This is a genomic window from Pseudomonas sp. BB438, assembly GCF_057180225.1.
The window spans coordinates 727429-753987 of record NZ_CM170001.1; the positions used below are offsets into that span (position 1 = coordinate 727429).

At 67.6% G+C, this 26559-nt stretch carries 25 protein-coding genes and 2 riboswitches; of the genes, 11 read left to right on the forward strand and 14 right to left on the reverse strand.

From position 1 onward, the window contains the following. Nucleotides 1-3: 3 nt before the first annotated feature. Nucleotides 4-3735, reverse strand: a complete 3732-nt coding sequence (gene cobN, locus AC1ZV1_RS03540; RefSeq protein WP_484295525.1) for a cobaltochelatase subunit CobN — start codon at nt 3733-3735, stop codon at nt 4-6. Between the two features lie 115 nt (nt 3736-3850). Continuing rightward, on the reverse strand, nt 3851-4903 hold the full coding sequence (gene cobW / locus AC1ZV1_RS03545; protein WP_484295526.1) for a cobalamin biosynthesis protein CobW: 1053 nt from the start codon (nt 4901-4903) through the stop codon (nt 3851-3853). A 235-nt stretch (nt 4904-5138) separates the two neighbouring features. Next, nucleotides 5139-5333: riboswitch (cobalamin riboswitch) on the reverse strand. A 71-nt stretch (nt 5334-5404) separates the two neighbouring features. Beyond that, nucleotides 5405-5623, forward strand: a riboswitch (cobalamin riboswitch). Nucleotides 5624-5724: 101 nt separating this feature from the next. Between cobW and AC1ZV1_RS03550 the strand changes: the two genes are divergently transcribed. The 4 genes from AC1ZV1_RS03550 to cobM all read left to right on the forward strand — a co-directional run bounded on the left by AC1ZV1_RS03550 (nt 5725) and on the right by cobM (nt 8025). After that, complete coding sequence (locus AC1ZV1_RS03550) at nt 5725-5913, forward strand: CbtB domain-containing protein (RefSeq protein WP_138216880.1); 189 nt, start codon at nt 5725-5727, stop codon at nt 5911-5913. A gap of 164 nt (nt 5914-6077) precedes the next feature. After that, nucleotides 6078-6788, forward strand: a complete 711-nt coding sequence (locus AC1ZV1_RS03555) for a CbtA family protein (protein WP_484295527.1) — start codon at nt 6078-6080, stop codon at nt 6786-6788. 77 nt (nt 6789-6865) lie between these two features. Next, a complete protein-coding gene (locus AC1ZV1_RS03560; RefSeq protein ID WP_484295528.1) occupies nt 6866-7282 on the forward strand; it encodes a cobalamin biosynthesis protein in 417 nt (138 codons plus the stop codon). Continuing rightward, on the forward strand, nt 7279-8025 hold the full coding sequence (gene cobM / locus AC1ZV1_RS03565; protein WP_484295529.1) for a precorrin-4 C(11)-methyltransferase: 747 nt from the start codon (nt 7279-7281) through the stop codon (nt 8023-8025). Before AC1ZV1_RS03560 ends, cobM begins: the two co-directional genes overlap by 4 nt. Nucleotides 8026-8107: 82 nt before the next feature. On the opposite strand, the gene AC1ZV1_RS03570 is transcribed toward cobM, so the two are convergent. From AC1ZV1_RS03570 to ccoG, 3 genes are all read right to left on the reverse strand, one after another. Beyond that, nucleotides 8108-9907 carry an ATP-binding response regulator gene (locus tag AC1ZV1_RS03570; protein WP_484295530.1) on the reverse strand — a complete coding sequence of 600 codons (1800 nt, stop codon included), beginning with the start codon at nt 9905-9907 and terminating at the stop codon, nt 8108-8110. Nucleotides 9908-10206: 299 nt separating this feature from the next. After that, the gene (gene mapR, locus AC1ZV1_RS03575; RefSeq protein WP_484297495.1) at nt 10207-11616 is read right to left on the reverse strand and encodes a GntR family transcriptional regulator MpaR; all 1410 of its coding nucleotides are present in this window, start codon (nt 11614-11616) and stop codon (nt 10207-10209) included. 86 nt (nt 11617-11702) lie between these two features. Continuing rightward, nucleotides 11703-13112 carry a cytochrome c oxidase accessory protein CcoG gene (gene ccoG, locus AC1ZV1_RS03580; protein ID WP_484295531.1) on the reverse strand — a complete coding sequence of 470 codons (1410 nt, stop codon included), beginning with the start codon at nt 13110-13112 and terminating at the stop codon, nt 11703-11705. A gap of 345 nt (nt 13113-13457) precedes the next feature. On the opposite strand from ccoG, the gene AC1ZV1_RS03585 reads away from it, so the two are divergent. From AC1ZV1_RS03585 to AC1ZV1_RS03600, 4 genes are all read left to right on the forward strand, one after another. Continuing rightward, a complete protein-coding gene (locus AC1ZV1_RS03585) occupies nt 13458-15122 on the forward strand; it encodes a nitrite/sulfite reductase (protein ID WP_484295532.1) in 1665 nt (554 codons plus the stop codon). Next, nucleotides 15119-15607, forward strand: coding sequence for a DUF934 domain-containing protein (locus tag AC1ZV1_RS03590; protein ID WP_484295533.1), 489 nt, complete (start codon nt 15119-15121; stop codon nt 15605-15607). Before AC1ZV1_RS03585 ends, AC1ZV1_RS03590 begins: the two co-directional genes overlap by 4 nt. Before the next feature lie 140 nt (nt 15608-15747). Continuing rightward, nucleotides 15748-16632, forward strand: a complete 885-nt coding sequence (locus AC1ZV1_RS03595; protein WP_484295534.1) for a sugar nucleotide-binding protein — start codon at nt 15748-15750, stop codon at nt 16630-16632. Beyond that, nucleotides 16625-17572 (forward strand): NAD-dependent epimerase/dehydratase family protein, encoded by a 948-nt coding sequence (locus AC1ZV1_RS03600; protein ID WP_484295535.1) that lies wholly within the window; start codon nt 16625-16627, stop codon nt 17570-17572. Before AC1ZV1_RS03595 ends, AC1ZV1_RS03600 begins: the two co-directional genes overlap by 8 nt. Here the strand turns inward: AC1ZV1_RS03600 and AC1ZV1_RS03605 are convergent. The 6 genes from AC1ZV1_RS03605 to AC1ZV1_RS03630 form a co-directional block, all read right to left on the reverse strand. Beyond that, complete coding sequence (locus AC1ZV1_RS03605) at nt 17553-17909, reverse strand: SirB2 family protein (protein WP_484295536.1); 357 nt, start codon at nt 17907-17909, stop codon at nt 17553-17555. The genes AC1ZV1_RS03600 and AC1ZV1_RS03605 overlap by 20 nt on opposite strands. 57 nt (nt 17910-17966) lie before the next feature. Next, nucleotides 17967-18686, reverse strand: coding sequence for an OmpW family outer membrane protein (locus tag AC1ZV1_RS03610; protein ID WP_484295537.1), 720 nt, complete (start codon nt 18684-18686; stop codon nt 17967-17969). 136 nt (nt 18687-18822) lie between these two features. After that, nucleotides 18823-19341 carry a DUF3299 domain-containing protein gene (locus tag AC1ZV1_RS03615; protein WP_484295538.1) on the reverse strand — a complete coding sequence of 173 codons (519 nt, stop codon included), beginning with the start codon at nt 19339-19341 and terminating at the stop codon, nt 18823-18825. A 51-nt stretch (nt 19342-19392) separates the two neighbouring features. After that, nucleotides 19393-20658: an ABC transporter permease gene (locus AC1ZV1_RS03620; protein WP_484295539.1), complete on the reverse strand. Its 1266-nt coding sequence runs from the start codon at nt 20656-20658 to the stop codon at nt 19393-19395. Nucleotides 20659-20660: 2 nt separating this feature from the next. Next, on the reverse strand, nt 20661-21368 hold the full coding sequence (locus AC1ZV1_RS03625; RefSeq protein WP_484295540.1) for an ABC transporter ATP-binding protein: 708 nt from the start codon (nt 21366-21368) through the stop codon (nt 20661-20663). Between the two features lie 15 nt (nt 21369-21383). Then, complete coding sequence (locus tag AC1ZV1_RS03630; protein ID WP_484295541.1) at nt 21384-21953, reverse strand: DUF2796 domain-containing protein; 570 nt, start codon at nt 21951-21953, stop codon at nt 21384-21386. A gap of 124 nt (nt 21954-22077) precedes the next feature. On the opposite strand from AC1ZV1_RS03630, the gene AC1ZV1_RS03635 reads away from it, so the two are divergent. Beyond that, entirely contained in the window at nt 22078-22431 is a 354-nt protein-coding gene (locus tag AC1ZV1_RS03635; RefSeq protein WP_484295542.1) for a hypothetical protein, read from the forward strand. 109 nt (nt 22432-22540) lie between these two features. On the opposite strand, the gene trxA is transcribed toward AC1ZV1_RS03635, so the two are convergent. From trxA to AC1ZV1_RS03650, 3 genes are all read right to left on the reverse strand, one after another. After that, nucleotides 22541-23410: a thioredoxin gene (trxA, locus tag AC1ZV1_RS03640; RefSeq protein ID WP_484295543.1), complete on the reverse strand. Its 870-nt coding sequence runs from the start codon at nt 23408-23410 to the stop codon at nt 22541-22543. A gap of 255 nt (nt 23411-23665) precedes the next feature. Beyond that, nucleotides 23666-24322, reverse strand: coding sequence for a class I SAM-dependent methyltransferase (locus AC1ZV1_RS03645; protein WP_484295544.1), 657 nt, complete (start codon nt 24320-24322; stop codon nt 23666-23668). Next, nucleotides 24319-24786 carry a YbaY family lipoprotein gene (locus AC1ZV1_RS03650; protein WP_484295545.1) on the reverse strand — a complete coding sequence of 156 codons (468 nt, stop codon included), beginning with the start codon at nt 24784-24786 and terminating at the stop codon, nt 24319-24321. Before AC1ZV1_RS03650 ends, AC1ZV1_RS03645 begins: the two co-directional genes overlap by 4 nt. Before the next feature lie 138 nt (nt 24787-24924). On the opposite strand from AC1ZV1_RS03650, the gene nrdR reads away from it, so the two are divergent. Further along, nucleotides 24925-25386 carry a transcriptional regulator NrdR gene (nrdR, locus tag AC1ZV1_RS03655; RefSeq protein ID WP_484295546.1) on the forward strand — a complete coding sequence of 154 codons (462 nt, stop codon included), beginning with the start codon at nt 24925-24927 and terminating at the stop codon, nt 25384-25386. Next, nucleotides 25386-26486: a bifunctional diaminohydroxyphosphoribosylaminopyrimidine deaminase/5-amino-6-(5-phosphoribosylamino)uracil reductase RibD gene (gene ribD, locus AC1ZV1_RS03660; RefSeq protein ID WP_484295547.1), complete on the forward strand. Its 1101-nt coding sequence runs from the start codon at nt 25386-25388 to the stop codon at nt 26484-26486. Before nrdR ends, ribD begins: the two co-directional genes overlap by 1 nt. The last annotated feature ends 73 nt before the right edge of the window (nt 26487-26559 follow it).

The following is a 26559-nucleotide window of genomic DNA, read 5'->3' on the forward strand; positions in this document are numbered from 1 at the left end:
TCCTCACTGCTCCTCGCTGTCCACCAGCAGGTTTTCCAGTGTCTCGCGGTACTCACCCGGTTCTTCCCACAACCCGCGCTGCTGTGCCTCCACCAGGCGTTCGGCGATGTCGCGCAAGGCTTCGGGGTTGTGCTGGCGGATGAACTCGCGGGTGTCGTCGTCCAGCAGGTAGGCGTCGGCCAGCAGGCGGTACTGGTGGTCGTCGACCAGCTCGCTGGTGGCGTCGAAGGCGAACAGGTAGTCCACCGTCGCCGCCAGTTCGAAGGCGCCCTTGTAGCCGTGGCGCTTCATGCCGGCGATCCATTTCGGGTTCACCGCACGGGAGCGCACCACGCGACCGAGTTCCTCCTTGAGGGTGCGGATGCGTGGGTTGTCCGGCTGGCTGTGGTCGCCGTGGTAGCTGGCCAGCGACTGGCCCTGGATGACCTCGGCGGCGGCGAGCATGCCGCCCTGGAACTGGTAGTAGTCGTTGGAATCGAGGATGTCGTGCTCGTGGTTGTCCTGGTTGTGCAGCACCGCCTGCAGGCCGGACAGGCGCTGGGCGAACCGCTCACGCGCCGGGGTGCCGTCGTCGCTGGCGCCGTACGCGTAGCCGCCCCAGTTCAGGTAGGCCTCGGCGAGGTCCGCGCGGCTGTCCCACTGGCGTGATTCGATCACGCCCTGCACGCCGGCGCCGTATGCCCCGGGCTGGGCGCCGAAGATGCGCCAGCCAGCCTGGCGGCGGGCTTCGGCGTGGGCTAATCCATCAGACTGCAAACGCGCCTGATCGGCTCGGACACGAGCGGCCAGCGGGTTCAGGTCGTCCGGTTCGTCCAGCGCGGCGACGGCCTGCACGGCCGCGTCGAACAGGCGGATCAGGTTGGCGAAGGCATCGCGGAAGAAGCCCGAGACGCGCAGCGTCACGTCGACCCGCGGGCGGTCGAGCAGGGTGATCGGCAGGATCTCGAAGTCTTCCACGCGTTGGCTGCCGGCCTGCCAAACCGGCCGTACGCCGAGCAGCGCGAGGGCCTGGGCGATGTCGTCGCCGCCGGTGCGCATGGTCGCGGTGCCCCAGACCGACAGGCCGAGCTGGCGCAGGTGGTCGCCGTGGTCCTGCAGGTGGCGTTCGAGCAGGCGGCTGGCCGACAGGAAGCCGAGGCGGAAGGCGGTGGGCGTGGGCAGGTTGCGCACGTCCACGGTGAAGAAGTTGCGCCCGGTGGGCAGCACGTCGACCCGCCCGCGGCTGGGCGCGCCGCTGGGGCCGGGCGGGACGAAGCGGCCCTCGAGGCCGGCGAGCAGATGGCCGATTTCGCTGGCGCCGCAGGCATCCAGGGTCGGCGCGATCTGCTGCTGAAGTTGCGCGAGGACCGCCGCGCTGGCGCTGCCGGGTGCGCTGACCGAGCCGTCGATCAGGCGCAGGGCGAAGAGTTCCAGGCGCTCGCGGGTGTCGCCGTTGCTGCGCCAGGGTTCGTCGCTCACCGCGAGCAGCACGTCCGGACGCGGGCCGTCCCAGGGTTCGGCGAAAGCTTCATCCAGCGGGTCACGGCTCAACTGCAGATCCTCGCTCAGCGCGCGCAGCAGGCTGGCGTTGCCGCCGCGACCATCGCCGCGTGGAATGCGCACCAGCGAGAGCAACGTATCGCGGCGCAGTTCACCCACGGGCGACTCGCCGAACACATGCAGGCCATCGCGAATCTGCGATTCCTTGAGATCGCACAGGTAGGCGTCCAGCTGCGGCAGCCAGCTTTCCGGATCGTCGCTCAGCTGCAGGCCCAGCTCGCGGTCCAGCGAGGTTTCGCGCACCAGCGTGAGGATGTCGCCGCGCAACTCAGTGGCCCGACGCGGGTCGAGCAGGGAGGCGTCGTAGTACTCGTCGGCCAGGCGTTCGAGGTCGCGCAGCGGGCCGTAGTTTTCCGCACGGGTCAGCGGTGGCATCAGGTGGTCGATGATCACCGCCTGGGCGCGGCGCTTGGCCTGCGCGCCTTCGCCGGGGTCGTTGACGATGAACGGGTAGAGGTTCGGCAGCGCGCCGAGGATCGCGTCCGGCCAGCACTCCTCGGAGAGACCGACGCCTTTGCCCGGTAGCCATTCGAGGTTGCCGTGCTTGCCGACGTGGACCACCGCGTCGGCGCCGAACACTTCGCGCAGCCAGAAGTAGAAGGCGAGGTAGCCGTGGGGCGGTACCAGCGACGGATCGTGGTAGATCGCCGCGGCGTCGAGCTGGTAGCCACGCGCCGGCTGGATGCCGACGAAGCCGAGGCCCAGGCGCAGGCCGGCGACCATCATGCGGCCGCTGCGGAACATCGGGTCCTGCTGCGGCTCGCCCCAGCGTTCGCGCACGGCGTGCTGGTTGGCTTCGGGCAGGCGCGCGAAACAGGCGAGGTAGTCGTCCAGTGCCAGGCTCTGTGCGCAGGGGCGCAGGTCGAGGCTGTCGAGATCGTTGCTGACGCCGCCGAGCAGTTGCTGGATCAGCGCGGTGCCGGAATCGGGCAGGCCGGCAACCGGGTAACCCTGAGTCTCCAGCGCGCGCAGGATGTTCAGCGCCGCCGCCGGCGTGTCGAGGCCGACACCATTGCCGATGCGCCCGTCGCGGGTTGGGTAATTGGCCAGGATCAGCGCCACGCGCTTGTCGGCGTTGGCCTTGCGCGAGAGCAGCATCCAGCGCCGCGCCAGTTCGGCGACGAAGTCCATCCCCGGCCGGTGTGGCAGGTAGCAGACCACGTCGCTCTGGCTGCGCTCGCTGCGCCAGGCCAGGCCCTTGAAGCTGATCGGCCGGGTGATGAGGCGGCCGTCCAGCTCCGGTAGCGCGATGTGCATGGCCAGGTCGCGCGGGCCGAGGCCCTGAGGGTTGGCGCGCCAGAGGTCGAGGTTGTCCAGCGAGCAGATGGCCTGCAGCACCGGTACGTCGCGGCGGAAGGGCCGGTCCTGCGGCGCTTCCGGATTCGACTGGGCGAAGCCGGTGGTGTTGATGATCAGCTCGGCGTCGGCGCTGTCCAGCAGGCTTTCCACCGTATCCAGGCACGCGGCTTCCTTGAGGCTGGCCACGGCGATGGGCAGCGGGTTGATGCCCTGCGCCTGCAGGCGTTCGCAGAAGGTGTCGATGAACCCGGTGTTCGCCGCTTGCAGGTGCGTGCGATAGAACAGCAGGGCGGCGACCGGGCACTCGGGGTTCCAATCGGCCTGCCAGCGGGCGAGGTCGCAGCTGCCGACGTGCGGGTGATAGACCGCCACGCGCGGCAGGGTCTGTGGTTCGTGCCAGGCGTAGTCGCGTTGCAGATGGCGATTGGCGAGGCAGGCGAAGAACTGCCGGGCATTGTCCATGCCGCCCTGGCGCAGATACTGCCAGAGGCGCTCGGCATCCTGCGGCGGGACGCTGCACAGGGCGGCGAGTTCGGGGTCGGGCTTGTCGTCGCCGGGCACCGCGATCAGCGTGGTGCCGCGCTCGGCCAGCGCCACCAGTTGCTCCATGCCGTAGCGCCAGTAACCGACGCCGCCATGCACCGAGATCAGGATGACCTTGGCGTGCTGCAGCACTTCGTCGACGTAGAGGTCCACCGAGGCGTGATTCTGCAACTGCATGGGGTTGGCCAGGCGCAGGCTCGGGTAGTCCTCCGGCAGCGCGCGAGCGGCCTCGGCGAGCAGCGCCAGGTGCGAATCGCCGCTGCAGAGGATCACCAGTTCGGCGGGCGTCTGGGCCAGGTGGGCGATGCCGTCGTCGGGGACGAAGCCGCCGGGTTGAGTGCGCAGCAGGTGCATGGGGGTGCTCGGTTTCTAGCGCTTCGTAGGAGCGAGGGGGCGCCTAGCTCTTGCTCGCGAACCAATCCCCGCTGCGAGGCTGTTCGCGAGCAAGCTCGCTCCTACAAAAGCGGTGTTACGCCAGGGCGGTACGCAGTTCGTTGGCGATGGTGTCCTGGTCCAGCTCCTGGCCGATCACCACCAGGCGGGTGCTGCGGGTTTCGTCACTGCGCCAGGCGCGGTCGAAGTGCTTGTCGAAGCGCTTGCCGACGCCCTGCACCAGCAGGCGCATGGGTTTGCCGGGGATGGCGACGAAGCCCTTGATGCGCAGCACGGCGTGACGCTCGACCAGCGCGTTCAGCGCGTCGAGCAGGGCGCGCTCTTCCACTTCCGGGAGGTCGACGTGGAAGGAGTCGAACTCGTCGTGGTCATGATCTTCGTGACCCTCGTGATCGTGGTGGGTCGGGCGGCTGTCGATGTGCAGCTCGGCCTCGGCGTTCAGCCCCAGCAGCACCGAGAGCGGCAGTTGGCCGGAACTGGCTTCGATGATTTTCACCGCCGGCGGCAGTTCTTCAGCGACCTCGGCGCGTACGCGGGCCAGCGCGTCGGCGTCCAGCAGGTCGGCCTTGTTCAGCACCACCAGGTCGGCGCTGGCCAGCTGGTCCTCGAAGAGTTCGTGCAGCGGCGACTCGTGGTCCAGGTTCGGGTCCTGCTGGCGCTGCTGGTCCACCTGCTCGGGGTGGGCGGCGAAGGTGCCGGCGGCCACGGCCGGGCTGTCGACCACGGTGATCACCGCGTCCACGGTGCAGGCGTTGCGGATTTCCGGCCACTGGAAGGCCTGTACCAGCGGCTTGGGCAGGGCGAGGCCGGAGGTCTCGATGAGGATCTGGTCGAGGTCGCCACGGCGCGCCACCAGCTCGCGCATCACCGGGAAGAACTCTTCCTGCACGGTGCAGCACAGGCAGCCGTTGGCCAGCTCGAAGACGCGGCCGACCGCTTCTTCTTCGCTGCAACCGATGGAGCACTGCTTGAGGATCTCGCCGTCGATGCCCAGCTCGCCGAATTCGTTGACGATCACCGCGATGCGACGGCCTTCGGCGTTATCGAGCATATGGCGGAGCAGGGTGGTCTTACCGACCCCGAGGAAGCCGGTGACGATGGTGACGGGGAGTTTGGCCAGGGTTTTCATGCGCGCCTCGCAAGCGGAAGTTTGAAGGCGGATGAAGGGCGCGCGCGCGGGTTCGCCGCGCAACGAAGGTCGCCACCGGATCACCCCGCCCGGTTGTCTGTTGATAACGAACCGGTTCCGGATCTCGCGAGCCAGAGCCAGGCAAGGCGGAGGATTGGCGGGGACGCGGAGTTGACTGTGGTCAATGAGCAGTCCACGACGATCCTCCAGCGCAGCCTGGCCGACGCGCAGCAGATCGAAAACCAGTCACGAGGCAGGTCTCCTGGCTCACAGCCCTTGATCGTCTCTTCGCCTTCCCGCCCGAATCGGCAGTGGCGCATGAAGAGACAGGCTGTTCACAGTTGCGGGGGCAGCCGTGGCGCATCCGAAGATTTCCACGTTCCCTCTTAGCTCCGGCCAGCGCCGGAGAACCTCGAAGGGAGGAAGGCTACGCAGCGCGGCCGGGACGGTCAATCGCCGGGGATCGGTTGACGCGCAGTTGACGCTGCGTGACTGCCGTGGTCAGCTAGCGCGGTTTCAGGTGTCTCGCGCCGACGCGTGCGAGGTGAAACGGGAAGCCGGTGCGTCCGCAAGGACCAGTCCGGCGCTGCCCCCGCAACGGTAAGCGCATCGAGGGTCGTCAGTAGCCACTGTGCCAAGGCATGGGAAGGCTGGCCCATCCGGCGAGAGTTTCTCGCTGGCGTCGCAAGCCCGGAGACCGGCCTGGAATCCTCACATTTTGGCAAACCCGCGGTGGGCGGGCGCAGGCCGTGGCGCGACCGATCCGGCGCGTTCGAATGCGTTCAACCTCTGCGTTCTCACTCTTTTCAGAGGGAACGTTCATGTCCAGCAGCATCCTGACGCAACAGGCGTCGAGTACTTCCATCCCCCTTTCCAAGCGCATCAGCCTGGCCGTTGGCGCCAGCCTGCTCGGTGCGCTGCTGGTGTACTTCGCCGGCTTCTCGCACATCGACGCGGTACACAACGCCGCCCACGATACTCGCCACAGCGCAGGCTTCCCCTGCCACTGATGCGGTTCTGAGTTCAATCGGCTGCGCGTCGGCCAGGCTGCGTTGGAGAATCGCCGTGGACGGCTCATGGACAGCAGTCCACTCCGCGTCCCCGGCGATCCTTCGTCTTGCCTGGCTCTAGCTCGCTCGATTCGATGGCTCGGAGAAGGAAAAGGAACGAACCCATGATCAAACGAATCGCCCAGACCGCCGGTTTCGCCGGTCTGATTGCCGCGCTGGTGCTCACCGTGGTCCAGCTGCTGTGGGTATCCCCGCTGATTCTGAAGGCGGAAACCTACGAAAAGTCCGAACCCGCCGCCGCGCTGGTCGAAGAGCACGTCCATGAGCATGCCGATGGCGCCGTCGCCGGCCATCAGCACGATGCGGAAGCCTGGGAGCCGGAAGATGGCTGGCAGCGCATCCTCTCCACCACCGGCGGCAACCTGGTGGTCGCGGTGGGTTTCGCGCTGATGCTCGCGGGCCTGTTCACCCTGCGTGAGCCGGGCAAGACCTCCGAAGGCCTGCTCTGGGGCCTCGCCGGTTTCGCCGTGTTCACCCTGGCGCCGTCCCTCGGCCTGCCGCCGGAAGTCCCCGGCACCGCCGCCGCTGACCTGACCCTGCGGCAGACCTGGTGGATCGGCACTGCCGCCGCCACCGCCGCCGGTCTCGCGCTGCTGGTGTTCGGCCGCCACTGGGCGCTACGTATCGTCGGACTCGCCCTGCTGGTGGTGCCGCACGTGATCGGTGCGCCGCAGCCGGACGTGCATTCCAGCCTCGCACCGGAAAGCCTGGCTCACGAGTTCATCGTCGCCTCGCTGGTCACCAACGCGGTGTTCTGGGCTGCACTCGGCCTGATCGCTGCCTGGCTGTTCCGTCGCTTCGCACCCTCGGCCTGATCCAGGCGCTATGCTCGACCCCGCAGCCGGCCCGGCCGTCTGCGGGGTTTTTATTTTCATCTGCAAGGAGAGCGACCATGACGCTGGTTGCCGGCCTCGGTTGCCGCCGCGGCTGCCCGCTCGACGAACTGCAAGCCCTGCTGCGCGATACGCTGGCCGAAGCAGGTCTCGACGAGTCGAACCTCACCGCGCTGGCCAGCGCCACGCTGAAGGCTGACGAAGTCGGGCTGACTGCCCTGGCAGCCGCCCTCGACCTGCCGCTGGTGCTGTTCACGCCGCCGCAGCTCGCGACCTGCGAGAAGCGCCTGGGGGATCCGTCGGACGTCGTGCGTGCGACCAGTGGCAGTGCCAGCGTGGCCGAGGCCGCGGCGTTGCTGCAGGCCGAGGCCCAGGGTGGCGCGCCGGCACGCCTGCTGGTGGGCAAGCGTCGCAGCGAGCAAGCCACCTGCGCACTCGCCTTCATCCCCGTCGAATCCGCACAGGAGCCGTCATGACGGTCTATTTCATCGGCGCCGGCCCGGGCGACCCCGAACTCATCACGGTCAAGGGCCAGCGGCTGATCCGCACCTGCCCGGTGATCCTCTACGCCGGCTCCCTGGTGCCGCCGGCGGTGCTGGATGGGCATAGCGCCGAGCGTGTGGTGAATACCGCCGAGCTGAACCTGGACGAGATCGTCGAGCTGCTGGCGCAGGCCGAGACCGAGGGCAAGGACGTAGCGCGCGTGCACTCCGGCGACCCGTCGCTGTACGGCGCCATCGGCGAGCAGATTCGTCACCTGCGCGAGTTGGGTATTGCTTACGAGATCGTCCCCGGCGTGACCGCGACCTCCGCCTGCGCGGCGATCCTGGGTTGCGAGCTGACCCTGCCGGATATCTCGCAGACGCTGATCCTCACCCGCTACGCCAGCCGGACGCGCATGCCCGAGGGCGAGTCCCTCGCCGAGCTGGCCCAACACCGCGCGACCCTGGCCATTCACCTGGGCGTCGGCCAGCTGGCGAACATCGTCGCCGAGCTGCTGCCGCACTACGGCGCGGACTGCCCCATCGCGGTGATCCACCGTGCCAGCTGGCCGGACCAGGACCAGGTCACCGGCACCCTCGGTGACATCCTGCCCAAGGCAGAGGCCAAGGACTTCAGGCGTACGGCGCTGATCCTGGTGGGCCGGGTGCTGGGCGCGGAGGGCTTTGCCGATTCGTCGCTGTACAGCGCGGGGCATGCGCACCTGTATCGGCCGTAGATGCGCTTCGCAGCAGCGAGCTCGCCCGCGAACCACCCGGCTCTGGAGTCACGGAGAGGGTGGTTCGCGAGCAGGCTCGCTCCTACAGGTACTGCTCGGCCTGGTCGTCCAGCGGTTCGAGGTCGCCCAGCTGCTCATCGATCATCGCCTTCAACTGCTCGGCCGCCAGCGGCTTGTGCAGCAGCGGCCAGCCGTGGGCGGCGGCCTGGGCGAGCAGGCGCGGGTCGGTGTCGCCGGTGACCAGCATGGCGGCGATCCAGTCGTCTGCGTAGTGCAGGTGCAGGCGCTCGATGGCGTCGAGGCCGGTCTGGTGGTCGCGCAGGCGGTAGTCGCTGATGATCAGGTCGGGCTTCTCGCGGGCAGCCGCCGGGTCGTCCAGCAGGTCGGCCACGTCGGCGACGATGCGGTGGCGGTAGTCCCAGCTCTGGAACAGCAGGCGCAGGCCTTCGCGGTTCTCGGCGTCGTCCTCGATCACGTAGATCAGTTTGTCGCTGCCGACCACGCTGCGTGGCGCGGGGGGGGCCACGGGGCGCGGCTGCACGGCGGTGGCGCGCGGCAGGTCGAGCATGAAGGCGCTGCCCTGGCCTTCGCGCGAATGCAGTGTCAGGGGATGATCGAGCAGGGCGGCGGTGCGCTGGACGATGGCCAGCCCCAGGCCGAGGCCCTTGCTGCGGTCGCGCTCGGGATTGTTCAACTGATGGAATTCCCAGAACACCTTCTGCCGTTCGCTGGCGGGAATCCCCGGGCCGCTGTCCCAGACCTCCACCCGCACCTGCCGGCCACGGCGGCGCCAGCCGATCAGCACGCCGCCGCGCTCGGTGTAGCGGATGGCGTTTTCCACCAGGTTGCGCAGGATGCGCTCGAGCAGCGCCGGGTCGGATCTGACGAAGGGCGCGCCCGCTCGCACACGCAGCCTCAGGCCCTTTTCGGTGGCCTGTACGCGGCAATCCTCGGCGATGCGCTCCAGCAGCTCGGCCAGGGAGAAGGACTGCAGGCTGGGCTGGACGATGCCGGCATCGAGCCGCGAAATGTTCAGCAGCGCATCGAACAGTGATCCCTGCGCGGCCAGGGCGCGGGAAATATGCTCGACGAGGTTGCGGCTGGCGTCGTCCAGCGGCCGTTTCTGCAGCGCGCCCAGGTACAGGCCGAGGGCGTAGGTCGGCTGACGCAGGTCGTGGCTGGCGGAGGCAAGGAAGCGCGTCTTGGCCTGGTCGCTGCGCTCGGCGGCCTCCTTCTCGATGCTGAGTTTCTGCAGCAGTTCGATGTTCTCGAAGCGCAGCAGCAGCGAGTCCACCAGGGTCGCGTGGAAGCGGTAGGCAAAGGCGCAGATGGTGACGGCATAGACCAGTGCCGCCGCGCCTAGGGTCTTGCTCAGGGCGTCCGGCAGCAGCACCAGCAGGCTGGCGAAGGGCAGGGTGAAGGCCGGCACGATGAACAGGTAGAACAACGGCAGCACGATGCTGTAGGCGTTCATCACGCCCGTGCCCAGGCCGAGCAGAATCACCACCACGTACATCTGCAGCGACACCGGCAGCACCGTCACCCAGTACGCAGCGGGTAAGCCCCAGAGCACGCCCGACAGACCAGTAGTGAGCATCACCTGGATCAGCCAACGGTGCCGGGCGCCGGTATCGTCGCCGCGCAGCCGGTCATAGCGGCGCAGCAGCCACAGACGCAGGGCGCCGAGCACCGTCTGCGCGGCGAACCAGGCGAACAGGAGCATCAACGGCTGGGCATCGCTGAGCACCCAGGTGGTCAGGCCGGCAACGAGATAGGCGGCAATGATGGAGAACGGCGAATTGCGCCGCAGCACGTCGAACTGCTCGGCGCGCACCGCTTCGGCGTAGGGGGAATGGCTGAGGTCGCGCTGCCAGAGGTTCATCGGGCCGTCCGTGGTGGGTGATCAGTAAGCGTTGCCTGTAGGGCAACCCCCGCGGGTCACGCCCAGTCGTTCATGCCAGCCACGGGTCCCCGCGCGGCATCACTCCGCGCCGCAGGTACCAGCGCACCCACAGGTGCACGCCGAGTGCGGCGCACACCGTCAGCAGGATCGTCAGGCCTTCCGAATCCATGGCAGCTTCCCTCGTCCGGGTTTTCCTGCCTGACAGCGTATTCCTGCGACAACTTGCCGCATAGGTACAGAACGTTTCCGAATGTGCGGATCAGTCCTGCAGCGTAGCCCTACAAAGAGTGAATGATCCGTCCGAGGGTTTCCATGGCGTGTTCGCTGGTCGCCGTCCACGGGTGGCCGTGGTTCAGGCGCAGGCAATGGCCGAAGCGGCGTGTGGCGGAGAAGATCGGCCCCGGCGCGAGGCTGATGCCCTGGGCCAGGGCGAGCTGGAACAGCTTGAGCGCGTCGATGTGCTCCGGCAGCTCCAGCCACAGGAAGTAGCCGCCGCTGGGCCGCGTCACGCGAGTCGCGGCGGGGAAGTGCCGGGCCACGGCGGCGAGCATGGCGTGCTGCTGGCTTTCCAGGGCGTGGCGCAGCTTGCGCAGGTGGCGGTCGTAGCCGCCGTGCTGCAGGTAGTCGGCGATGGCCGCCTGGGCCGGCACCGAGGCCGACAGGCTGGTCATCAGCTTGAGCCGCTCGATCTGTTCGGCGTAGCGCCCACCGGCAACCCAGCCGACCCGGTAACCCGGCGCCAGGCTCTTGGAGAAGGAACTGCAGTGCATCACCAGCCCGTCGCTGTCGAACGCCTTTACCGGCTTGGGCGCCTGGGCGGCGAAGTACAGCTCGGCGTAGACGTCGTCCTCGATCAGCGGCACCTGGTGCCTGGCCAGCAGGCCGGCGAGGGCGCGCTTCTTGTCCTCGGCCATGCTCGCGCCCAGCGGGTTCTGGAAGTTGCTCATGAACCAGCAGGCCTTGATCGGCAGGCGCGCCAGGCTGTCGGCCAGCACGTCCAGGTCGATGCCTTCGCGCGGGTGCACGGGGATTTCCACGGCCTTCAGCTTCAGGCGTTCGAGCACCTGCAGGCTGGCGTAGAAGGCTGGCGCCTCGATGGCGACCAGGTCACCCGGCTGGGTGACGACCTGCAGGCACAGGTTCAGCGCTTCCAGCGCGCCATTGGTCACCACCAGTTCCTCCACCGGCAGCGGCATGCCGCCGACCATGTAGCGCAGCGCGATCTGCCGGCGCAGCGCGTGACTGCCGGGGGCGAGGTCGGCGACCACCGAGCGTGGGTCCATGTCGCGCACCGCATGCGCCATGGAACGCGCCAGGCGTGGCAGGGGGAACAGCTCCGGGGCCGGGAAGGCCGAGCCGAAGGGCACGGTGTCCGGGTCCTTGATCGAGCTGAGCACCGAGAACACCAGTTCGCTGACGTCCACCTCGGTGGTCTGTGCGTCGTGGCGGGCGATTTCCGGCTCGGCCAGGGCGCGCTGCACGTGCTCGCGGACGAAGTAACCGGAACGGGCGCGGGCGACGATCAGCCCGCGATCCTCCAGCAGGTAGTAGGCCTGGAACACCGTCGAGGCGCTGACCCCGTAGGTGCGACTGGCGTGCCGCACCGAGGGGACCTTCTGGCCGGGGGCGAGCACGCCGCTGCGGATCAGGCCGGCGATCTCGTCGGCGAATTTCTCGTAGCGCTTCATCTTGTCCTGCACGGCGGCCTGAGGGGCGGAAGAATCCGACCACTCTAGGCGTTGCGCGGAGGTCACGCCAAGCTCCCGTGCCATGCTCAGCGCCTCGGCGAGACGAAGGTGCTGGCGGCGTCGATCGCCTCGTTGCCGTCACTGACCCGGAAGTGCAGCGGCACCGACCCTCCGGCGCTGCGCTGCGCCTCACTGGCCACCGAGACGGCGAAGTCGCGGATCTCGCCCGGCTGCAGCATCAGCTCCGGCACGCCCTGCAGGCGGTAGCCGGCGCCATCGGCGAGGCTCAGTTGGTAGTGCTGCGGCTGCTGCGTCTTGTTGATCAGCTTGAGGTTGTAGATGTTCTCGATCTCGCCGGCGGCGTTCTCGCGGAACAGCCCACGGTCGCGGGCGACGTCGAGGTTGATCAGCGGTCGTGCTTCCAGCGCCCAGACGAAGGCGCCGATCATCACCAGTAGCACCGCCGCGTAGCCGATCAGGCGCGGGCGCAGCAGGTGGGTCTTGTCGCCTTCCAGTGCGCTTTCCGAGGTGTAGCGCACCAGGCCGCGGTCGTAGCCCATCTTGTCCATCACCGAGTCGCAGGCGTCGATGCAGGCGGCGCAGCCAATGCAGGCGATCTGCAGGCCGTCGCGGATATCGATGCCGGTGGGGCAGACTTGCACGCACTGGAAGCAGTCGATGCAGTCGCCCAGGCCCAGTGCCTTGGGATCGGCGTCCTTCTTGCGTGCGCCACGGGATTCGCCGCGCGCCGCATCGTAGGAAATGATCAGGGTGTCCTTGTCGAACATCACGCTCTGGAAGCGCGAGTACGGGCACATGTGGATGCACACCTGCTCGCGCAGCCAACCGGCGTTGGCGTAGGTGGCGGCGGCGAAGAAGGCGACCCAGAAGCTGCTCTCCAGGTCGAGCCTGAAGGTCAGCAGGTCCGCCACCAGCGGCCGCACCGGGGTGAAGTAGCCGATGAAGGTGATCGCCGTGACCAGGCTGATCAGCAGCCATAGGCCGTGCTTGGCGCCCTTGCGCAGGACTTTCTCGGCGCTGGCCGGACCCTTGTCGAGCTTCATGCGCTGGTTGCGGTCGCCCTCGGTGACCTGCTCGGCCCACATGAAGATCCAGGTCCACACGCTTTGCGGGCAGGTGTATCCGCACCAGACACGTCCGGCGAACACCGTGATGAAGAACAGGCCGAAGGCGGCGATGATCAGGATTGCCGAGAGCAGGATGAAATCCTGCGGCCAGAAGGTCGCGCCGAAGATGTAGAACTTGCGCTCGGGCAGGTCCCAGAGCACCGCCTGGCGGCCGTTCCACTGCAGCCACAGGGTGCCGAAGAACAGCAGGAACAGCAGGCCGCCACCCAGGCGCCGCAGGTCGCGGAAGCGCCCGGCGAAGCGCTTGGTGTAGACCGTCGGGGTCACCGCGGACAGCGGTTTCGGCGGCGGGGTGAAACGTTGCGGTGCGTCGATCTCGATGACCTTCGCGGGAATTCTTTCGCTCATTGTCGTGGCCCATCAGGCAGAAGAGGCGCCGCGACTGTACGAACCGAACTGCACTCGAAACAGATTCAGGTCTGCCGGAAAAAACCATATCAGATGCCGAAAATCGCTCCGCCCCGCAGCGCCACGGGCTTGGCGTGCTGCGCGTGGGGACGCCTGATCGGGCCTGTTGCGGCAACCGGTCGCAGGCCCGCCGGGGCAGGCGCGGGGCGCATCTGATCCGGTTTTTCCCGCGTGATCTGCCGCTGTTTTGCGCAGCAGGCGCCGGCCATAGTTCGGTCATCCCTGAAGTAGCGCGCTCGACGACAGAAGCAGGCCGCTACGCAACGACCCGAAGGTGGCCTGGCGATGTACCGATACGATGATTACGACCACGCGCTGGTGCGCGAGCGGGTGGAGCAGTTCCGCGACCAGGTGCAGCGGCGCCTGAGCGATGAGCTCAGCGAAGAGGAATTCCTGCCGCTGCGCCTGCAGAACGGCCTGTATCTGCAGAAACACGCCTACATGCTGCGCGTGGCGATTCCCTACGGCACCTTGTCCAGCGAGCAGATGCGTACCCTGGCCTGGATCGCCCGCGAGCACGATCGCGGCTATGGCCACTTCACCACGCGGCAGAACATCCAGTTCAACTGGGTGGAGCTGGCGCAGGTGCCGGATATCCTCGAGCGCCTGGCCGATGTCGAGATGCACGCCATCCAGACCTCCGGCAACTGTGTGCGCAACATCACCACCGAGGCTTTCGCCGGTGTCGCTGCCGACGAGTTCCTCGACCCGCGCCCGCTGGCGGAAATCCTTCGCCAGTGGTCGACGGTGAACCCCGAGTTTCTCTTCCTGCCGCGCAAGTTCAAGATCGCCATTTGCGCCGCCGAGGAAGATCGCGCGGCGGTGATGATGCACGACATCGGTCTTTACCTGCGGCGCGCCGAGGATGGCGAGCTGCGCCTGAAGGTGCTGGTGGGCGGCGGCCTGGGACGTACGCCGATGCTGGGCCAGGTGATCCGCGACGATCTGCCCTGGTGGCACCTGCTGTCGTACGTCGAGGCCATCCTGCGCGTGTACAACCGCCACGGCCGGCGCGACAACAAGTACAAGGCGCGGATCAAGATCCTGGTGAAGGCGCTGGGCATCGAGGCGTTCTCCCGTGAGGTGGAGGCGGAATGGCAGCACCTGCGCGATGGCGAGGCACAGCTGACCCTGGAGGAGTACCAGCGTGTGGCCGCTGCCTTCGAACCGCCGGTCTACGCGCCTTCCGACGATCTCGCCTACGGCACGGCGCTGGCCACGGACGCGGCGTTCGCCCGCTGGGTGTCGCGCAACGTGCGCCCGCACCGCGTGCCGGGCTATGCCAGCGTGGTGATCTCCACCAAGCCGGGCGCCGAGGCACCGCCGGGGGATGCCACCGCCGGGCAGATGGAGCAGGTGGCCGACTGGGCCGAGCGCTTCGGCTTCGGTGAGATCCGCGTTGCCCATGAACAGAACCTGGTCCTGCCCGACGTGCGCAAGTCCGACCTCCACACGCTCTGGCAGGAAGCCTGTGCGGCCGGACTGGGGACGCCGAACCAGGGCCTGCTGACCGACATCATCGCCTGCCCCGGCGGCGACTTCTGCGCATTGGCCAACGCCAAGTCGATCCCCATCGCCCAGGGCATCCAGCAGCGTTTCGAGAACCTGGACTACCTGCACGACCTGGGCGATCTCAGCCTCAACATCTCCGGCTGCATGAACGCCTGCGGCCATCACCACATCGGCAATATCGGCATCCTCGGCGTCGATAAGAACGGCAGCGAGTGGTACCAGATCACCCTCGGCGGCGCTCAGGGTGTGAAGAGTGCGCTGGGCAAGGTGATCGGCCCGTCGTTCAGCGCGGCGGAGGTGCCGGACGTGATCGAGGCGCTGGTGCAGACCTTCGTGGAACAGCGCGGCGCCGGCGAGCGCTTCGTCGAAACGGTCGAACGCATCGGTCTGGAGCCCTTCAAGGCGCGGGTCTACCGCCAGACGGAGGTGCCGGCATGAAAAACCTGATTCGCTTGCGAGATGGCATGGCGGAAGTGGCGGCGGACGACCCCTGGGAACTGCTGCGCGAAGTGCCGGAGGACTTGCCCGAGGGGCGGTTGATCCTGCCGTTGAAGCGCTGGCTGGCGTTGGAATCCGGTGCGGGCTTCGGCGTCTGGCTGACGCCCGAGGACGACCCCGAGGACCTGATCTGGCGGCTGAAGGAACCGGCGCTGATCGCCATCGATTTCCCCTGCTTCCGCGATGGCCGCGGCTACAGCCTGGCCTACCTGCTGCGCAGCCGCCTCGGCTGGCGCGGCGAATTGCGCGCGGTAGGCGATGTGCTGCGAGACCAGCTGGCGCACCTGCGCCAGTGCGGTTTCGATGCCTTTGCCGTGCGTGAGGACAAGTCAGTGGAAGACGCCCTGAAGGGCCTGGCCGGCCTGAGCGTGCTCTACGGCCGCTCGGTGATCGAGCCGCGCCCGCTGTTCCGTCGTCGCTCCTAGGGCGTCGCTACCGCCAGTGGCAAAGGCTGCAGCGGGTCGGCCAAGCTTGACGCTATGCCGGGGCGCAGGAAAAATGCGGGCATCATCCCCGACGCTGCGTGCGCCGGGGTAACCCACGGATTCTGAGTGACCCCCCGAATATGCGCATGCGCCTGATGCTGTTGGGTGGCGGTAATGCCCTTGGACAGGCGCTGATCCGCCTGGGCGCCGAGGAAGACATCGGCTTCCTCGCCCCCCGGCCGCCCGAACAGGGCTGGGACGCTTCCAGCCTCACCGTCCTGCTGGACGAGACCCGCCCCGACGCGGTGATCAACCTCGCCTACTACTACGACTGGTTCCAGGCCGAGTCTGTCGACGCCGCTCGCCTGGCCAGCCAGGAGCGCGCGGTGGAGCGCCTCGCCGAACTCTGCCAGCACCACGAAATCCTGCTGATCCAGCCGTCCAGCTACCGCGTGTTCGATGGCGCCCGCGCCACTGCCTACAGCGAGAAGGACGAGCCGCTGCCGCTGGGCCCGCGTGGCCAGGCGCTGTGGCGCATGGAGCAGTGGGTGCGGGCGACCTGCCCGCGGCACGTGCTGCTGCGCTTCGGCTGGTTGCTGGATGACAGCGCTGAAGGCGTGCTTGGCCGCTTCCTCGAGCGCGCCGAGAAGGAACAGGTGCTGTTCCTCGCCGATGACCGGCGCGGCAACCCGACCCCGGTGGATGACGCGGCGCGGGTGATCCTTTCCGTGCTCAAGCAGCTCGACTGCCAGGCGCCGCTGTGGGGCACCTACCACTACGGTGGCCTGGAGGCCACCACCACGCTATCCCTCGGCCAGGTGGTGCTCGGCGAAGCCCGCGCCTTCCGCGCCCTGGCCGTCCAGGAACCGAGCCCGCAGGCCCACGCCGCGCGTCCGGATGCCGGCGACGAGCCGCAGCACGCGGTGCTTGCCTGCAAGAAAATCCTCCACACCTTCGGTATCAAGCCGCGCGCCTGGCGTGCCGGCTTGCCCGCCCTGCTGGACCGTTATTACCGCCATGTCTGATCGTCTTTCCCCCTCCGCGCAGCCCATCCTCATCACCGGCGGCGCGGGGTTCATTGGTTCCCATCTGGCGGACGCGCTGCTTGCGCAAGGCTTTGCCGTGCGCGTGCTGGACGACCTGTCCACCGGCAAGCGCGAGAACCTCGACAGCCGCGTCGAGCTGATCGTCGGCGACGTCGCCGATGAGGCAGCGCTGCGCGGTGCGGTGAGCGGTTGCCAGGGCGTCGTGCACCTGGCAGCGATCGCCTCGGTGCAGGCCTCGGTGGAAGACCCGGTAGGTACCCATCGCGCCAACTTTATCGGCACCCTGAACCTCTGCGAGGCCATGCGCCAGGAGGGCATCCACCGAGTGCTGTTCGCGTCCAGCGCGGCAGTCTACGGCCAGAACGGCGAAGGCACCGCGATCGACGAGGACGTGGTCAAGGCGCCGCTGACGCCGTATGCCTCGGACAAGCTTTCGAGCGAGTACTACCTGGACTTCTATCGCCGCGAGCATGCGCTGGAGCCGGCGATCTTCCGCTTCTTCAACGTCTACGGCCCGCGCCAGGACCCCTCTTCGCCGTACTCCGGGGTGATCAGTATCTTCGCCCGGCGCGCCGAGCAGAGCCTGCCGATCACCGTGTTCGGCGATGGCGAGCAGACCCGCGATTTCATCTATGTCGGCGACCTGGTGAAATTGCTGGTGCAGGCGCTGCTGGCGGACGAGGTGGCCGAGTCAGCGATCAACGTCGGCCTCGACCAGTCCACCAGTCTCAACGAACTGCTGGCCGAAATCGGCAAGCTCACCGGTGGGCTGCCGCCAATCACCTACCAGCCGGCGCGCCACGGCGACATCCGCCACTCCCGCGCCGACAATCGCCGCTTGCAGCAGCGCTACCGCCTGGATGCGCCGACGCCGCTGGCGGCAGGCCTCGCGCAGCTGATCACCACCAGGGCTTGTTGACTGCCAGGTAGAAAATGCTGGCCAGCGAGCCCAGGGCGAGAAGGCTGAGCAGCGCCTTGCGCGGCTTCGAGATACTGCGCAGGGCGAAGGCCGCCAGCACGATGTAGAGCACCAGCAGGCCGATCTTCGCCTGCAGCCAGACCGGCAGCGGCCAGGGCATCGCCAGATGCACCAGGCCCAGGGCACTGAGCAGCAGCAGCGTGTCGATCAGGTGGGGCAGCCCGCGCTGCCAGCCGGACGGGCGCCTGCCCCACCAGCTCAGCCCCAGGCGGAGCAGAAAGAGCGCGGCGCTGATGATCGCCAGGCTGACGTGCAGTGCTTTGAGTTCGAGGTACATGCCGGTTCCCTGAAAGTGAAAAAGGCGCCCTCGGGCGCCTTTTTCATGTGTGCTCCGTCAGAAACGGTAGCCGAAACCGACCATGTAGACCCAGGGATCGACATCCACATCGACCTTGGTTTTCTTCACGCCCAGAGCGGACGGGCCGTCGACGGAGGCCTTGGTGTCGATGTCCATGTACCAGACCGCGGCGTTGACGAAGGCGTGCTCGTTGAGCATGTAGTCCATGCCCAGTTCGGCGGCCAGGCCCCAGGAGTCCTGCAGCTTCAGGTTGCTGAAGCCCTGGTCCTTGCGGGAGCTGGTCAGGTCTTCGTCGAAGAAGGTGGTGTAGTTGACGCCGAGGCCGCCGTAAGGCTGGAAGGCCGAGTTGGTACCCCCCATGGGGTAGTACTGCAGCAGCACGGTCGGCGGCAGTTGCTTGATGTCGGCGAGCTTGCCGTCCAGTCCGGTCAGGCCGGTCGCGCGGTTCAGGCCCTTGACGTCGACCTGGTGCTTGAACGGAGTGGCGGCGACCAGTTCGATACCGATCTTGTCGGTGAGCAGGTAGGCGAACGTCAGGCCCAGCTGGGTGTCGCTGTCGACAGTAGCTTTGGTGCCGCCGACCTTGCCGCCATCGAGCTTGATGTCGGAGCTGCTGTCATCCGGCGCTACGGTGGCGATACCGCCGCGAACCAGGAAGTCGCCAGCCTGGTGGCCGCGAATGTCGGCGGCCTGGGCTGCGATCGGCGCTGCGACGGCGAGTGAGAGAAGCGAAGTGGTGAGCCAGGACTTACGCATGATGAGCTCCAATATCTCTTTGGTATAAGTGTTGGTGCCCAGAATAGTAGACAGCGCTAAAACTGCACTTTTGACCTGGCTCAATAAAGCCCACAAGCTTTGCAGGAATGGCGGGTGCGGCAAAGTGCCGCGCCCGTCATTGCCCGGTGTATTCGTAGGGTTCGATGCTGCTGGCCTGCATCTGGTAGCCGGCGTCGGCGAGGTCGCTTTCCACCGGTTTCACGCTCAGCGTGCCGATGATCCAGAACGGCTGGTAAAGCTCATCGACTTTTACGCCCTTGCCGCCTCGAACATAGACGATCTGGTTGGACGGCGGCGGCGGCACGTGGATGCACGCGCCGTAGTAGGGCACCAGCAGGAAGTCGCGCACGGTCTGGCCGTCGTCCTCGACCTCCAGCGGCACGATGTAGCCCGGCATCTTCACTTCCTGGCCGTCCAGTTGCTGTACCACCGGGGCGTTGGGCGTCTGCTGCTTCACCGCCGGGCCACTCTCCGAATTGAGCACATCGGAGAGCTTGGACAGGTCGTGCAGCGGCACCGGCGGCGGGGGCGGCGGTGCGCCCTCGGGGATCAACTCGGGCCAGGTCAGCTCGCGCGGCGCGGCCCAGACGGCGGCGCTGGTCAGCATCAGCAGCAGGAACAGCAGGCGGAGCATGGGACTTCTTTGTACGGGGATGGCTTGCACGGGGATCGCTCGCAAGGGGGCTCAGAGGCGGATCGACAGACCATCGGCCAGCGACTGCCGATAAGCACGCCACGCCGGCACACAGCCGATCAGCAACGCGGCCAGGAGTATGCCGCCCAGCAGTGACCATTCATAGGCGCTGGGCAGCGCCAATGGCAGGAAAATCCCGTAGTTCGCCTGCACGTACGCCTGGCTGCCGGCGATGCCCGCATAGAGCAGGCCGACGCCCAGCACCACGCCCGCCAGCGCCAGGGCGAAGGCCTCCGCCACCAGCAGGCTGAAGATGTGCCAGGGCCGCGCGCCCACCGAGCGCAGGATGGCCATCTCGCGGCGGCGCTCGTTGAGGCTGGTGAGGATCGCCGTGAGCATGCCGATCAGGCCGGTCAGCACGACGAACAGCGAGACCACGAAGAGTGCCTTTTCCGCCGTGCCCATCAAGCCCCACAGCTCCTGCAGCGCGACGCCCGGGAGGATCGCCATCAGCGGCTCGCCGTCGTATTCGTTGATCTGCCGCTGCAGGGTGAAGGTCGCGACTTTGCTCTTCAGGCCGAGCAGGAAGGCGGTAATTGCCTTGGGCTGCAGGTCCATGGTGCGCGCCTGCTCCTCGCTGATGCGGCCTGCGCCACGGGCCGGCACACCGTTCTTCCAGTCGACGTGCAGCGCCTCCATGCCCTGCAGCGAAATGTGCAGGGTGCGGTCCACCGGCGTGCCGGTGCGCTTGAGGATGCCGACCACGGTGAAGGGCTTGTCGTCGTGCTGCACCAGGCTGATGGTACTGACACCGTGGGCGAGGACGATCCTGTCGCCCAGCTTGTAATGCAGCGCCTGCGCGACTTCGGCGCCGAGCACCACGTCGAACAGGTCCTGCCCGAACGGCCGGCCCTCGGCGAGCTCCAGCGCCTGTCCGCGACCGAAGCGGTAGTGCTCGAAGTAGCCGGTGTCGGTGCCCATCACGCGGTAGCCGCGGTGCGAGTCGCCCAGGGATATCGGGATCGCCCACTTCACCAGCGGACTGTGGGTGACGGTCTCGTAGCTTTCCCAGCGGATGTTGTTGGTGGCGTTGCCGATGCGGAACACCGAGTAGAGCAGCAGGTTCACCGAGCCGGAGCGTGCGCCGACGATCAGGTCGGTGCCGGAGATGGTGCTGGCGAAGCTGGCCTTGGCCTCGGTGCGCACGCGTTCCACGGCCAGCAGCAGGCAGGCGGAGAGCGCGATGGCGAAGATGGTCAGCAGCGCGGTGAAGCGACGGTTGGACAGGCTGGCGAGCGCCAGGCGCAACAGGTACATGCTCAGATTCCCGGAGCGCGGGCGGCGCGGTTGAGGTCGGCGAGTGAGACGCTGCGGTCGAACAGCGGTGCCAGGCTCTGGTCATGGCTGACGAACAGCAGGCTGGCGCCGGCCTCGCGGCATTCGGCGAACAGCAGCTGGAGGAAGGCTTCGCGGGCGTCGGCGTCCAGCGCCGAGGTCGGCTCATCGGCGATCACCAGTTCCGGCTGGCCGATCAGGGCGCGGGCAGCGGCGACCCGTTGCTGCTGGCCAATGGACAAGCTGTCGGCGCGGCGCTCGACCAGCGCCGCATCGCCCAGCCCGAGGTGCTCCAGCAATGCCTGGGCGGCCTTGCCCACGCTGCCATGGCGCAGGGTCGCCCGCTCGGCGCGGCTGTGGGAGAAATGACAGGGCAGCTCGACGTTTTCCCGTACCGAGAGGAACGGCAGCAGGTTGAACTGCTGGAAGATGTAGCCGGTGTGGTCGACACGAAAGTGATCGCGGCGCGCGGACTTCATCTGCGCGATGTCCTCGCCGAGCAGCTTCACGCTGCCGCGCTGTGGGCGCTGCACGCCGCCAAGCAGGCCGAGCAGGGTGGTCTTGCCGCTGCCGGACGGGCCCTTGAGGAACAGCGTTTCGCCACGGGCCAGCGCAAAGCGAGGGATGTCCAGCAGCTCCGCCTGGCCGGGCCAGGCGAAACCGAGGTTGTCGAGTTCGAGCAGTGCGGTCATTTCAACGGGTCGGTATCAGAAGTTCAGGGTCGGGTTGGCGGCAGTCAATTCTGCGCCTTGCTGGCCGCTCGGGCCGATCAGTTGTACCTGAATCTTCTGGGTAGCCGGGAATCGCTTGAACAGCGGGGCGAAATCGAGCGCGGCCAGGTCCTGCGGCTGGGCGCAGGTCAACTGGTAGTGGGCGTCGATGTCGGCGTGGTGGTGGCCTTCGTGTTCGTCGTGGTCACCGTCGGCATGGTCATGGTCGTCGGCCTTGGGCGCGTCACCGAACAGTGGGCTGGAGAGCTCCACCGACTGCACGCTGCACTTGGCCGAAGCTGGCAGGGCGAGCAGTTGCAGCGGCTGCTTGAGCTGGGCCTGGACGGTGGCGACCGTGGCCTTGTCGGCATCGCTGGTGGCGGCGTGCTCGAAGCCGACGAAGTTCATCGCCGGACTGTCCATCTCCAGCTCCAGGGTCTTGCCGTCGAGGGCGACGTTGAGCTGGGCGACGCCATGCTCGTGCTTGCCGAGGCTGCCGTGTTCATGTTCGTCGTGGGCATGGGCGGCGAGAGGCAGCAGGGCGACAGCGAGGAGCAGGGGGCGCATGGAGGAACTCCGGTCCGATGAATGGATTTGTTACGTTATAACAGGTGAATTATTAACGCCAGCTTAGCGTGCGTTTGCCGATGGGTCGTGGGAGCATGCGCGAAAGGCCGCGGGGAGAAGGGCGATGCTGAGAATCAAGGGCACCATCGGCGAGTGGCCGGTGGACCTGACCGTGGAGATGGATGACGCCGACTGGGCGCGGCTGGCGCAGAACCTGCCGGCCATTGCCGTTGCGTCTGCGGCCACGGCTGTGCCGGCGCCGGCCGCAAGTGCGCCGGTGGATCAGTTGTGGCTGGCGGCGCAGGATCTGCTGCGTCGAAGCGGCAGCAGCGAAGGGCCGCAGCTGCTGGACGAGCTGGCGGCACTGGCGGGCAGCTCAGGGGCGGCGAAGGGATTGCTGGTGCGCCTGCGACACAGCCCGAAGGTGAAGATCGAGGTGCGCGAGGGCGTGCAGGTGTTCAACTGGGTCGAAGAGTAAAAGCGTTCACGGCGCGCTCCGGTAGGGCGAACAACGCGGTAGCGTCATCCGCCCTACGATTGGGATCGCGAGCAAGCTCGCTCCTGCAAGGGTGGTTCTGTCGCGGGGATCAGTAGAGAACGTTCGCCAGCTTGCGGCGGTAGGCGATCACCAGCGGGTGGTCGTTGCCCAGCAGGTCGAACACCTGAACCAGCGTCTTGCGCGGCAGGTCCTCGCCGTAGCTGCGGTTGCGCACGAACAGCTTGAGCAGAGCGTCCAGCGCGGCCTCGTACTGCTGGCGGGCCAGTTGCTGGACGGCGAGCTGGTAGGTGGCTTCGTCGTCGTTGGCGTCGGCGGCCAGGCGGGTCTTCAGCGTGGCAGCGTCGGGCAGGTCGGCGGCCTGGCGCAGGAAGGTCAACTGGGCCCTGGCAGCGGCCAGCGCCTGCTTGTGGTCGTCGCTCTTCACGGCGTCGAGCACGGTCTCTGCCTCACCCAGTTCGCCGCGCTCGGCGAGGCAGCGGGCGTAGAGGATCAGTGCGGCGGCGTTGGTGTTGTCCTCGCCCAGCAGCGCCTTGAGTTGTGCCTCGGCTTCGGCGAAACGGCCTTCATTGAAGGCGGTCTGTGCCAGCTCCAGCGGATTGCCGGCGGCCGGAGCGGGCGGCTGCACATGCTGTTCGAGCATGTGGCGGATCGCCGATTCGGGCTGCGCACCGGCGAAGCCGTCGACCGGCTGGCCGTCCTTGAACAGCACCACGGTGGGCAGGCTGCGGATGCCGAAGCGCATCACGATGTCCTGCTCGACGTCGCAGTTGACCTTGGCCAGCAGCAGCTCGCCCTGGTAGGACTCGGTAATCTGCGCCAGCAGCGGCATCAGAGCCTTGCACGGGGCGCACCAGTCGGCCCAGAAGTCCACCAGGACCGGCTTGTGGAAGGAGTTCTCGATGACGACCTGATCGAAGTTGGCGATGCTGGCGTCGAAGATGTAGGGCGTATCGCTCATGGGGAATCTCGAGTCGAGTGGGGCGATGAAGGTGGTTGCCACTATAAGTGGGGGCGCTCTGGAACGGAAACAACCCACGCGGCAGGGCACCGGCATGCAGGGTTGCCCCCATGGCCCGCTGCCACAATCGTGCTTCGATCATGAATTGTGAACGCAGGATGGGTGGCACCTAGGCGATACCCAGGCTGTCGGAGCGGCGGGTGATGGGTATCGCTTCGCTCCACGCCATCCTACGTGGGCGGCGCGGAGCAGGTTTCAGCTGCGGCGTGCGTGGTACAGGCTGACGTGACGGAATTCGGCCGGCTCGGCCAGGTCCGGCCAGGTGCAGCCGTCGAGAATCCCCAGGCGCTGGTACAGCGGATGGCTGAAGTCCCGAACCCGCGAGTCGGCCACCAGCGCCTCGCGACCACGGCTGAGGAACTCGTCCAGCAGCGGCAGGTTGGCGCGGTCGTAGAGCACGTCGGCGACGATGATCAGGTCGTAGCGGTCCTCCTCCAGGAAGAAGTCCGCCGAATAGGTCAGTTCCACGCCGTTCAATTCGGCATTGGCGCGGCAGGCGTCCAGCGCCAGCGGGTCGAGGTCGCAGGCCACTACCTCGGCGGCGCCTGCCTTGGCGGCGGCGATGGCGGCAATGCCCGAGCCCGCGCCGAAATCCAGCACGCGCTTGCCGCGCACCCACTCGGGCTTTTCCGCCAGCCAGTGGGCGAGCACCAGGCCGCTGGCCCAGCAGAAGCACCAGTAGGGCGGCTCTTCGAGGATGCGCCGGGTTTCGTCGGGGCTGAACTCGCGGTCCATGTTCTGCGCGTCGATCAGCCAGAGGCGAATGTCGGTGCCGGGCAGCGTTTCGGCGGACAGGCGCGCGTCGCCGAGCAGTTCGCCCAGGGCCTTCTGCAGAGACAGCGGCGGCGTCACGGTGCGTTGACCAGGCGCAGCTCGCCCAGAACGCGGGTTTCCGGCTGGGTGATGCGCACCGGCGGCAGGCGCCAGGCCAACTGGCCGGACTGCGAGACGCGGCCGTGCAGTTCGACGCGGGCGCCAGCCGGGAAGGACTGCGGGTTGAACACCACGCGGAACGGCAGGGCCTGGCCGGTGGCGATCATCTTTTCACTGGAGAGCAGTTGCTGCGGGCGGTCGCGCTGGTCGATCACCAGCAGCGCCAGTTCCACTTCGCTACCGGCCGGTAGGAAGCCCTGGGGGCTGCTCAGTTGGCCGGTGAGCGCGCGCAGGTTGGCTGGCACGGGCTCATCCAGAGGGGACGTGGCTTTCTTCGAGGCGGCGACCGGCTGGGCAGTCGGCGCAGGCTTCTCGCTGGCGCAGGCAGCCAGCAGGACGGTAAGGGACAGGCAGAGCAGGCGGGTGAACATGGCGGGCTCCATCGCAACAGATTCCAGGCGGGCGCCTGTATAGCCTAATGCCTGCCGCTTGTCTGCGGGGAGCGGGGTTTATTCGGACAGTCGATGCGCTACCATGACTCTCTTAAACCTCTTCCCCTACAAGACAGCCCAAGACTCGCCATGCACTGTCCTTTCTGCGGCGCCCACGACACCAAAGTCATCGATTCGCGCCTGGTCGCCGAGGGCGACCAGGTTCGCCGGCGCCGCGAGTGCCTGGCCTGCGGCGAGCGTTTCACCACCTTCGAGACCGCCGAGCTGGTCATGCCGCGCCTGATCAAGCAGGACGGCAGCCGCCAACCCTTCGACGAGGACAAGCTGCGTGCCGGCATGCAGCGCGCACTGGAGAAGCGTCCAGTAAGCATCGAGCGGCTGGAGGAAGCGCTGGCGCATATCAAGCACAAGCTGCGCGCCACCGGCGAGCGCGAAATCAAGTCACGGGTGCTCGGCGAACTGGTGATGGCCGAGTTGCAGAAACTCGATGAAGTCGCCTACATCCGCTTCGCCTCGGTCTACCGCCGCTTCCAGGACCTCAACGAATTCCGCGAGGAAATCGAGCGCCTGGCCCGCGAGCCGTCGAAGTAATGAACGGCATGGATGAGCGCTGGATGGCCCGTGCCATCGAACTGGCGCGCAAGGGCTGGTACTCGACCCATCCCAACCCCCGCGTGGGCTGCGTCATCGTCCGCGAGGGCGAGGTGGTGGGAGAGGGCTGGCACGTGCGCGCCGGCGAGCCCCACGCGGAGGTCCATGCCCTGCGCCAGGCCGGCGACAAGGCCCGTGGCGCTACCGCCTACGTCACCCTGGAGCCCTGCAGCCACTTCGGCCGCACGCCGCCCTGCGCCGACGCGCTGATCGCTGCCGGCCTCGCCCGTGTGGTCGCGGCCATGCAGGACCCGAACCCGCAGGTCGCCGGCAGCGGCATGAAACGCATCGCCGAAGCCGGCATCCAGACGCGCTCCGGCGTGCTGGAGAATGAGGCTCGAGCGCTGAACCAGGGCTTCCTCAAACGCATGGAGACCGGCCTGCCGTTCGTCCGCGTGAAGCTGGCGATGAGCCTGGACGGCCGCACGGCCATGGCCAGTGGTGAAAGCCAGTGGATCACCGGCCCCGCCGCGCGCCGCGCGGTACAGCGCCTGCGCGCGCAGTCCAGCGTGGTGCTGTCCGGTGCCGATACCGTGCTGACCGATGACGCCCGCCTGACGGTGCGCCCGGACGAACTGGGCCTGGATGCTGAACAGACCGCGCTGGCCTCCCGGCGCCAGCCACTGCGTGTGCTGATCGACGGCCGCCTGCGCGTGCCGCTGAGCGCCGCCTTCTTCCAGGCCGGCCCCGCATTGGTGGTGAGCACCCAGGACGACCCGAACTATGCCGTGGTTGGCCATGAACTGCTGAACCTCGCCGGCCTCGATGGCCAGGTGGACCTGCTGGCGCTGCTGAGCGAACTCGGCCGCCGGGGCGTCAACGAGGTGCTGGTGGAAGCCGGTCCCCGCCTGGCTGGAGCCTTTGCGCGCCTGGGCCTGGTCGACGAGTACAGCATCTTCATGGCGCCCAAGCTGCTCGGCTCCTCGGCGCGCCCGTTGCTGGAGCTGCCGCTGGAGCGCATGAGCGAATCCCGCGAGCTGAAGATCGTCGACCTCCGCGCTGTGGGAGACGACTGGCTGGTCACTGCCCGACCGCTGTAATGGCGCGGCGGCGCCACCGTCCCCGGCGTGTCGCCGGGCGCGGAGCGATCCATAGGAAGCTTCCGACTTGCGC

Excerpts from the sequence above, each read along its gene's own strand:
- AC1ZV1_RS03550 (WP_138216880.1), top strand. The coding sequence starts at position 5,725 with ATGTCCAGCAGCATCCTGACGCAACAGGCGTCGAGTACTTCCATCCCC.
- AC1ZV1_RS03630 (WP_484295541.1), bottom strand. The coding sequence starts at position 21,953 with ATGCGCCCCCTGCTCCTCGCTGTCGCCCTGCTGCCTCTCGCCGCCCAT.
- AC1ZV1_RS03600 (WP_484295535.1), top strand. The coding sequence starts at position 16,625 with ATGTCTGATCGTCTTTCCCCCTCCGCGCAGCCCATCCTCATCACCGGC.
- AC1ZV1_RS03650 (WP_484295545.1), bottom strand. The coding sequence starts at position 24,786 with ATGGAGCCCGCCATGTTCACCCGCCTGCTCTGCCTGTCCCTTACCGTC.
- cobM (WP_484295529.1), top strand. The coding sequence starts at position 7,279 with ATGACGGTCTATTTCATCGGCGCCGGCCCGGGCGACCCCGAACTCATC.
- AC1ZV1_RS03555 (WP_484295527.1), top strand. The coding sequence starts at position 6,078 with ATGATCAAACGAATCGCCCAGACCGCCGGTTTCGCCGGTCTGATTGCC.
- AC1ZV1_RS03610 (WP_484295537.1), bottom strand. The coding sequence starts at position 18,686 with ATGCGTAAGTCCTGGCTCACCACTTCGCTTCTCTCACTCGCCGTCGCA.
- AC1ZV1_RS03560 (WP_484295528.1), top strand. The coding sequence starts at position 6,866 with ATGACGCTGGTTGCCGGCCTCGGTTGCCGCCGCGGCTGCCCGCTCGAC.
- AC1ZV1_RS03620 (WP_484295539.1), bottom strand. The coding sequence starts at position 20,658 with ATGTACCTGTTGCGCCTGGCGCTCGCCAGCCTGTCCAACCGTCGCTTC.
- ccoG (WP_484295531.1), bottom strand. The coding sequence starts at position 13,112 with ATGAGCGAAAGAATTCCCGCGAAGGTCATCGAGATCGACGCACCGCAA.
- AC1ZV1_RS03615 (WP_484295538.1), bottom strand. The coding sequence starts at position 19,341 with ATGCTCCGCCTGCTGTTCCTGCTGCTGATGCTGACCAGCGCCGCCGTC.
- mapR (WP_484297495.1), bottom strand. The coding sequence starts at position 11,616 with ATGAAGCGCTACGAGAAATTCGCCGACGAGATCGCCGGCCTGATCCGC.
- AC1ZV1_RS03635 (WP_484295542.1), top strand. The coding sequence starts at position 22,078 with ATGCTGAGAATCAAGGGCACCATCGGCGAGTGGCCGGTGGACCTGACC.
- AC1ZV1_RS03570 (WP_484295530.1), bottom strand. The coding sequence starts at position 9,907 with ATGAACCTCTGGCAGCGCGACCTCAGCCATTCCCCCTACGCCGAAGCG.
- ribD (WP_484295547.1), top strand. The coding sequence starts at position 25,386 with ATGAACGGCATGGATGAGCGCTGGATGGCCCGTGCCATCGAACTGGCG.
- AC1ZV1_RS03585 (WP_484295532.1), top strand. The coding sequence starts at position 13,458 with ATGTACCGATACGATGATTACGACCACGCGCTGGTGCGCGAGCGGGTG.
- AC1ZV1_RS03605 (WP_484295536.1), bottom strand. The coding sequence starts at position 17,909 with ATGTACCTCGAACTCAAAGCACTGCACGTCAGCCTGGCGATCATCAGC.
- trxA (WP_484295543.1), bottom strand. The coding sequence starts at position 23,410 with ATGAGCGATACGCCCTACATCTTCGACGCCAGCATCGCCAACTTCGAT.
- AC1ZV1_RS03625 (WP_484295540.1), bottom strand. The coding sequence starts at position 21,368 with ATGACCGCACTGCTCGAACTCGACAACCTCGGTTTCGCCTGGCCCGGC.
- nrdR (WP_484295546.1), top strand. The coding sequence starts at position 24,925 with ATGCACTGTCCTTTCTGCGGCGCCCACGACACCAAAGTCATCGATTCG.
- AC1ZV1_RS03595 (WP_484295534.1), top strand. The coding sequence starts at position 15,748 with ATGCGCATGCGCCTGATGCTGTTGGGTGGCGGTAATGCCCTTGGACAG.
- cobN (WP_484295525.1), bottom strand. The coding sequence starts at position 3,735 with ATGCACCTGCTGCGCACTCAACCCGGCGGCTTCGTCCCCGACGACGGC.
- cobW (WP_484295526.1), bottom strand. The coding sequence starts at position 4,903 with ATGAAAACCCTGGCCAAACTCCCCGTCACCATCGTCACCGGCTTCCTC.
- AC1ZV1_RS03590 (WP_484295533.1), top strand. The coding sequence starts at position 15,119 with ATGAAAAACCTGATTCGCTTGCGAGATGGCATGGCGGAAGTGGCGGCG.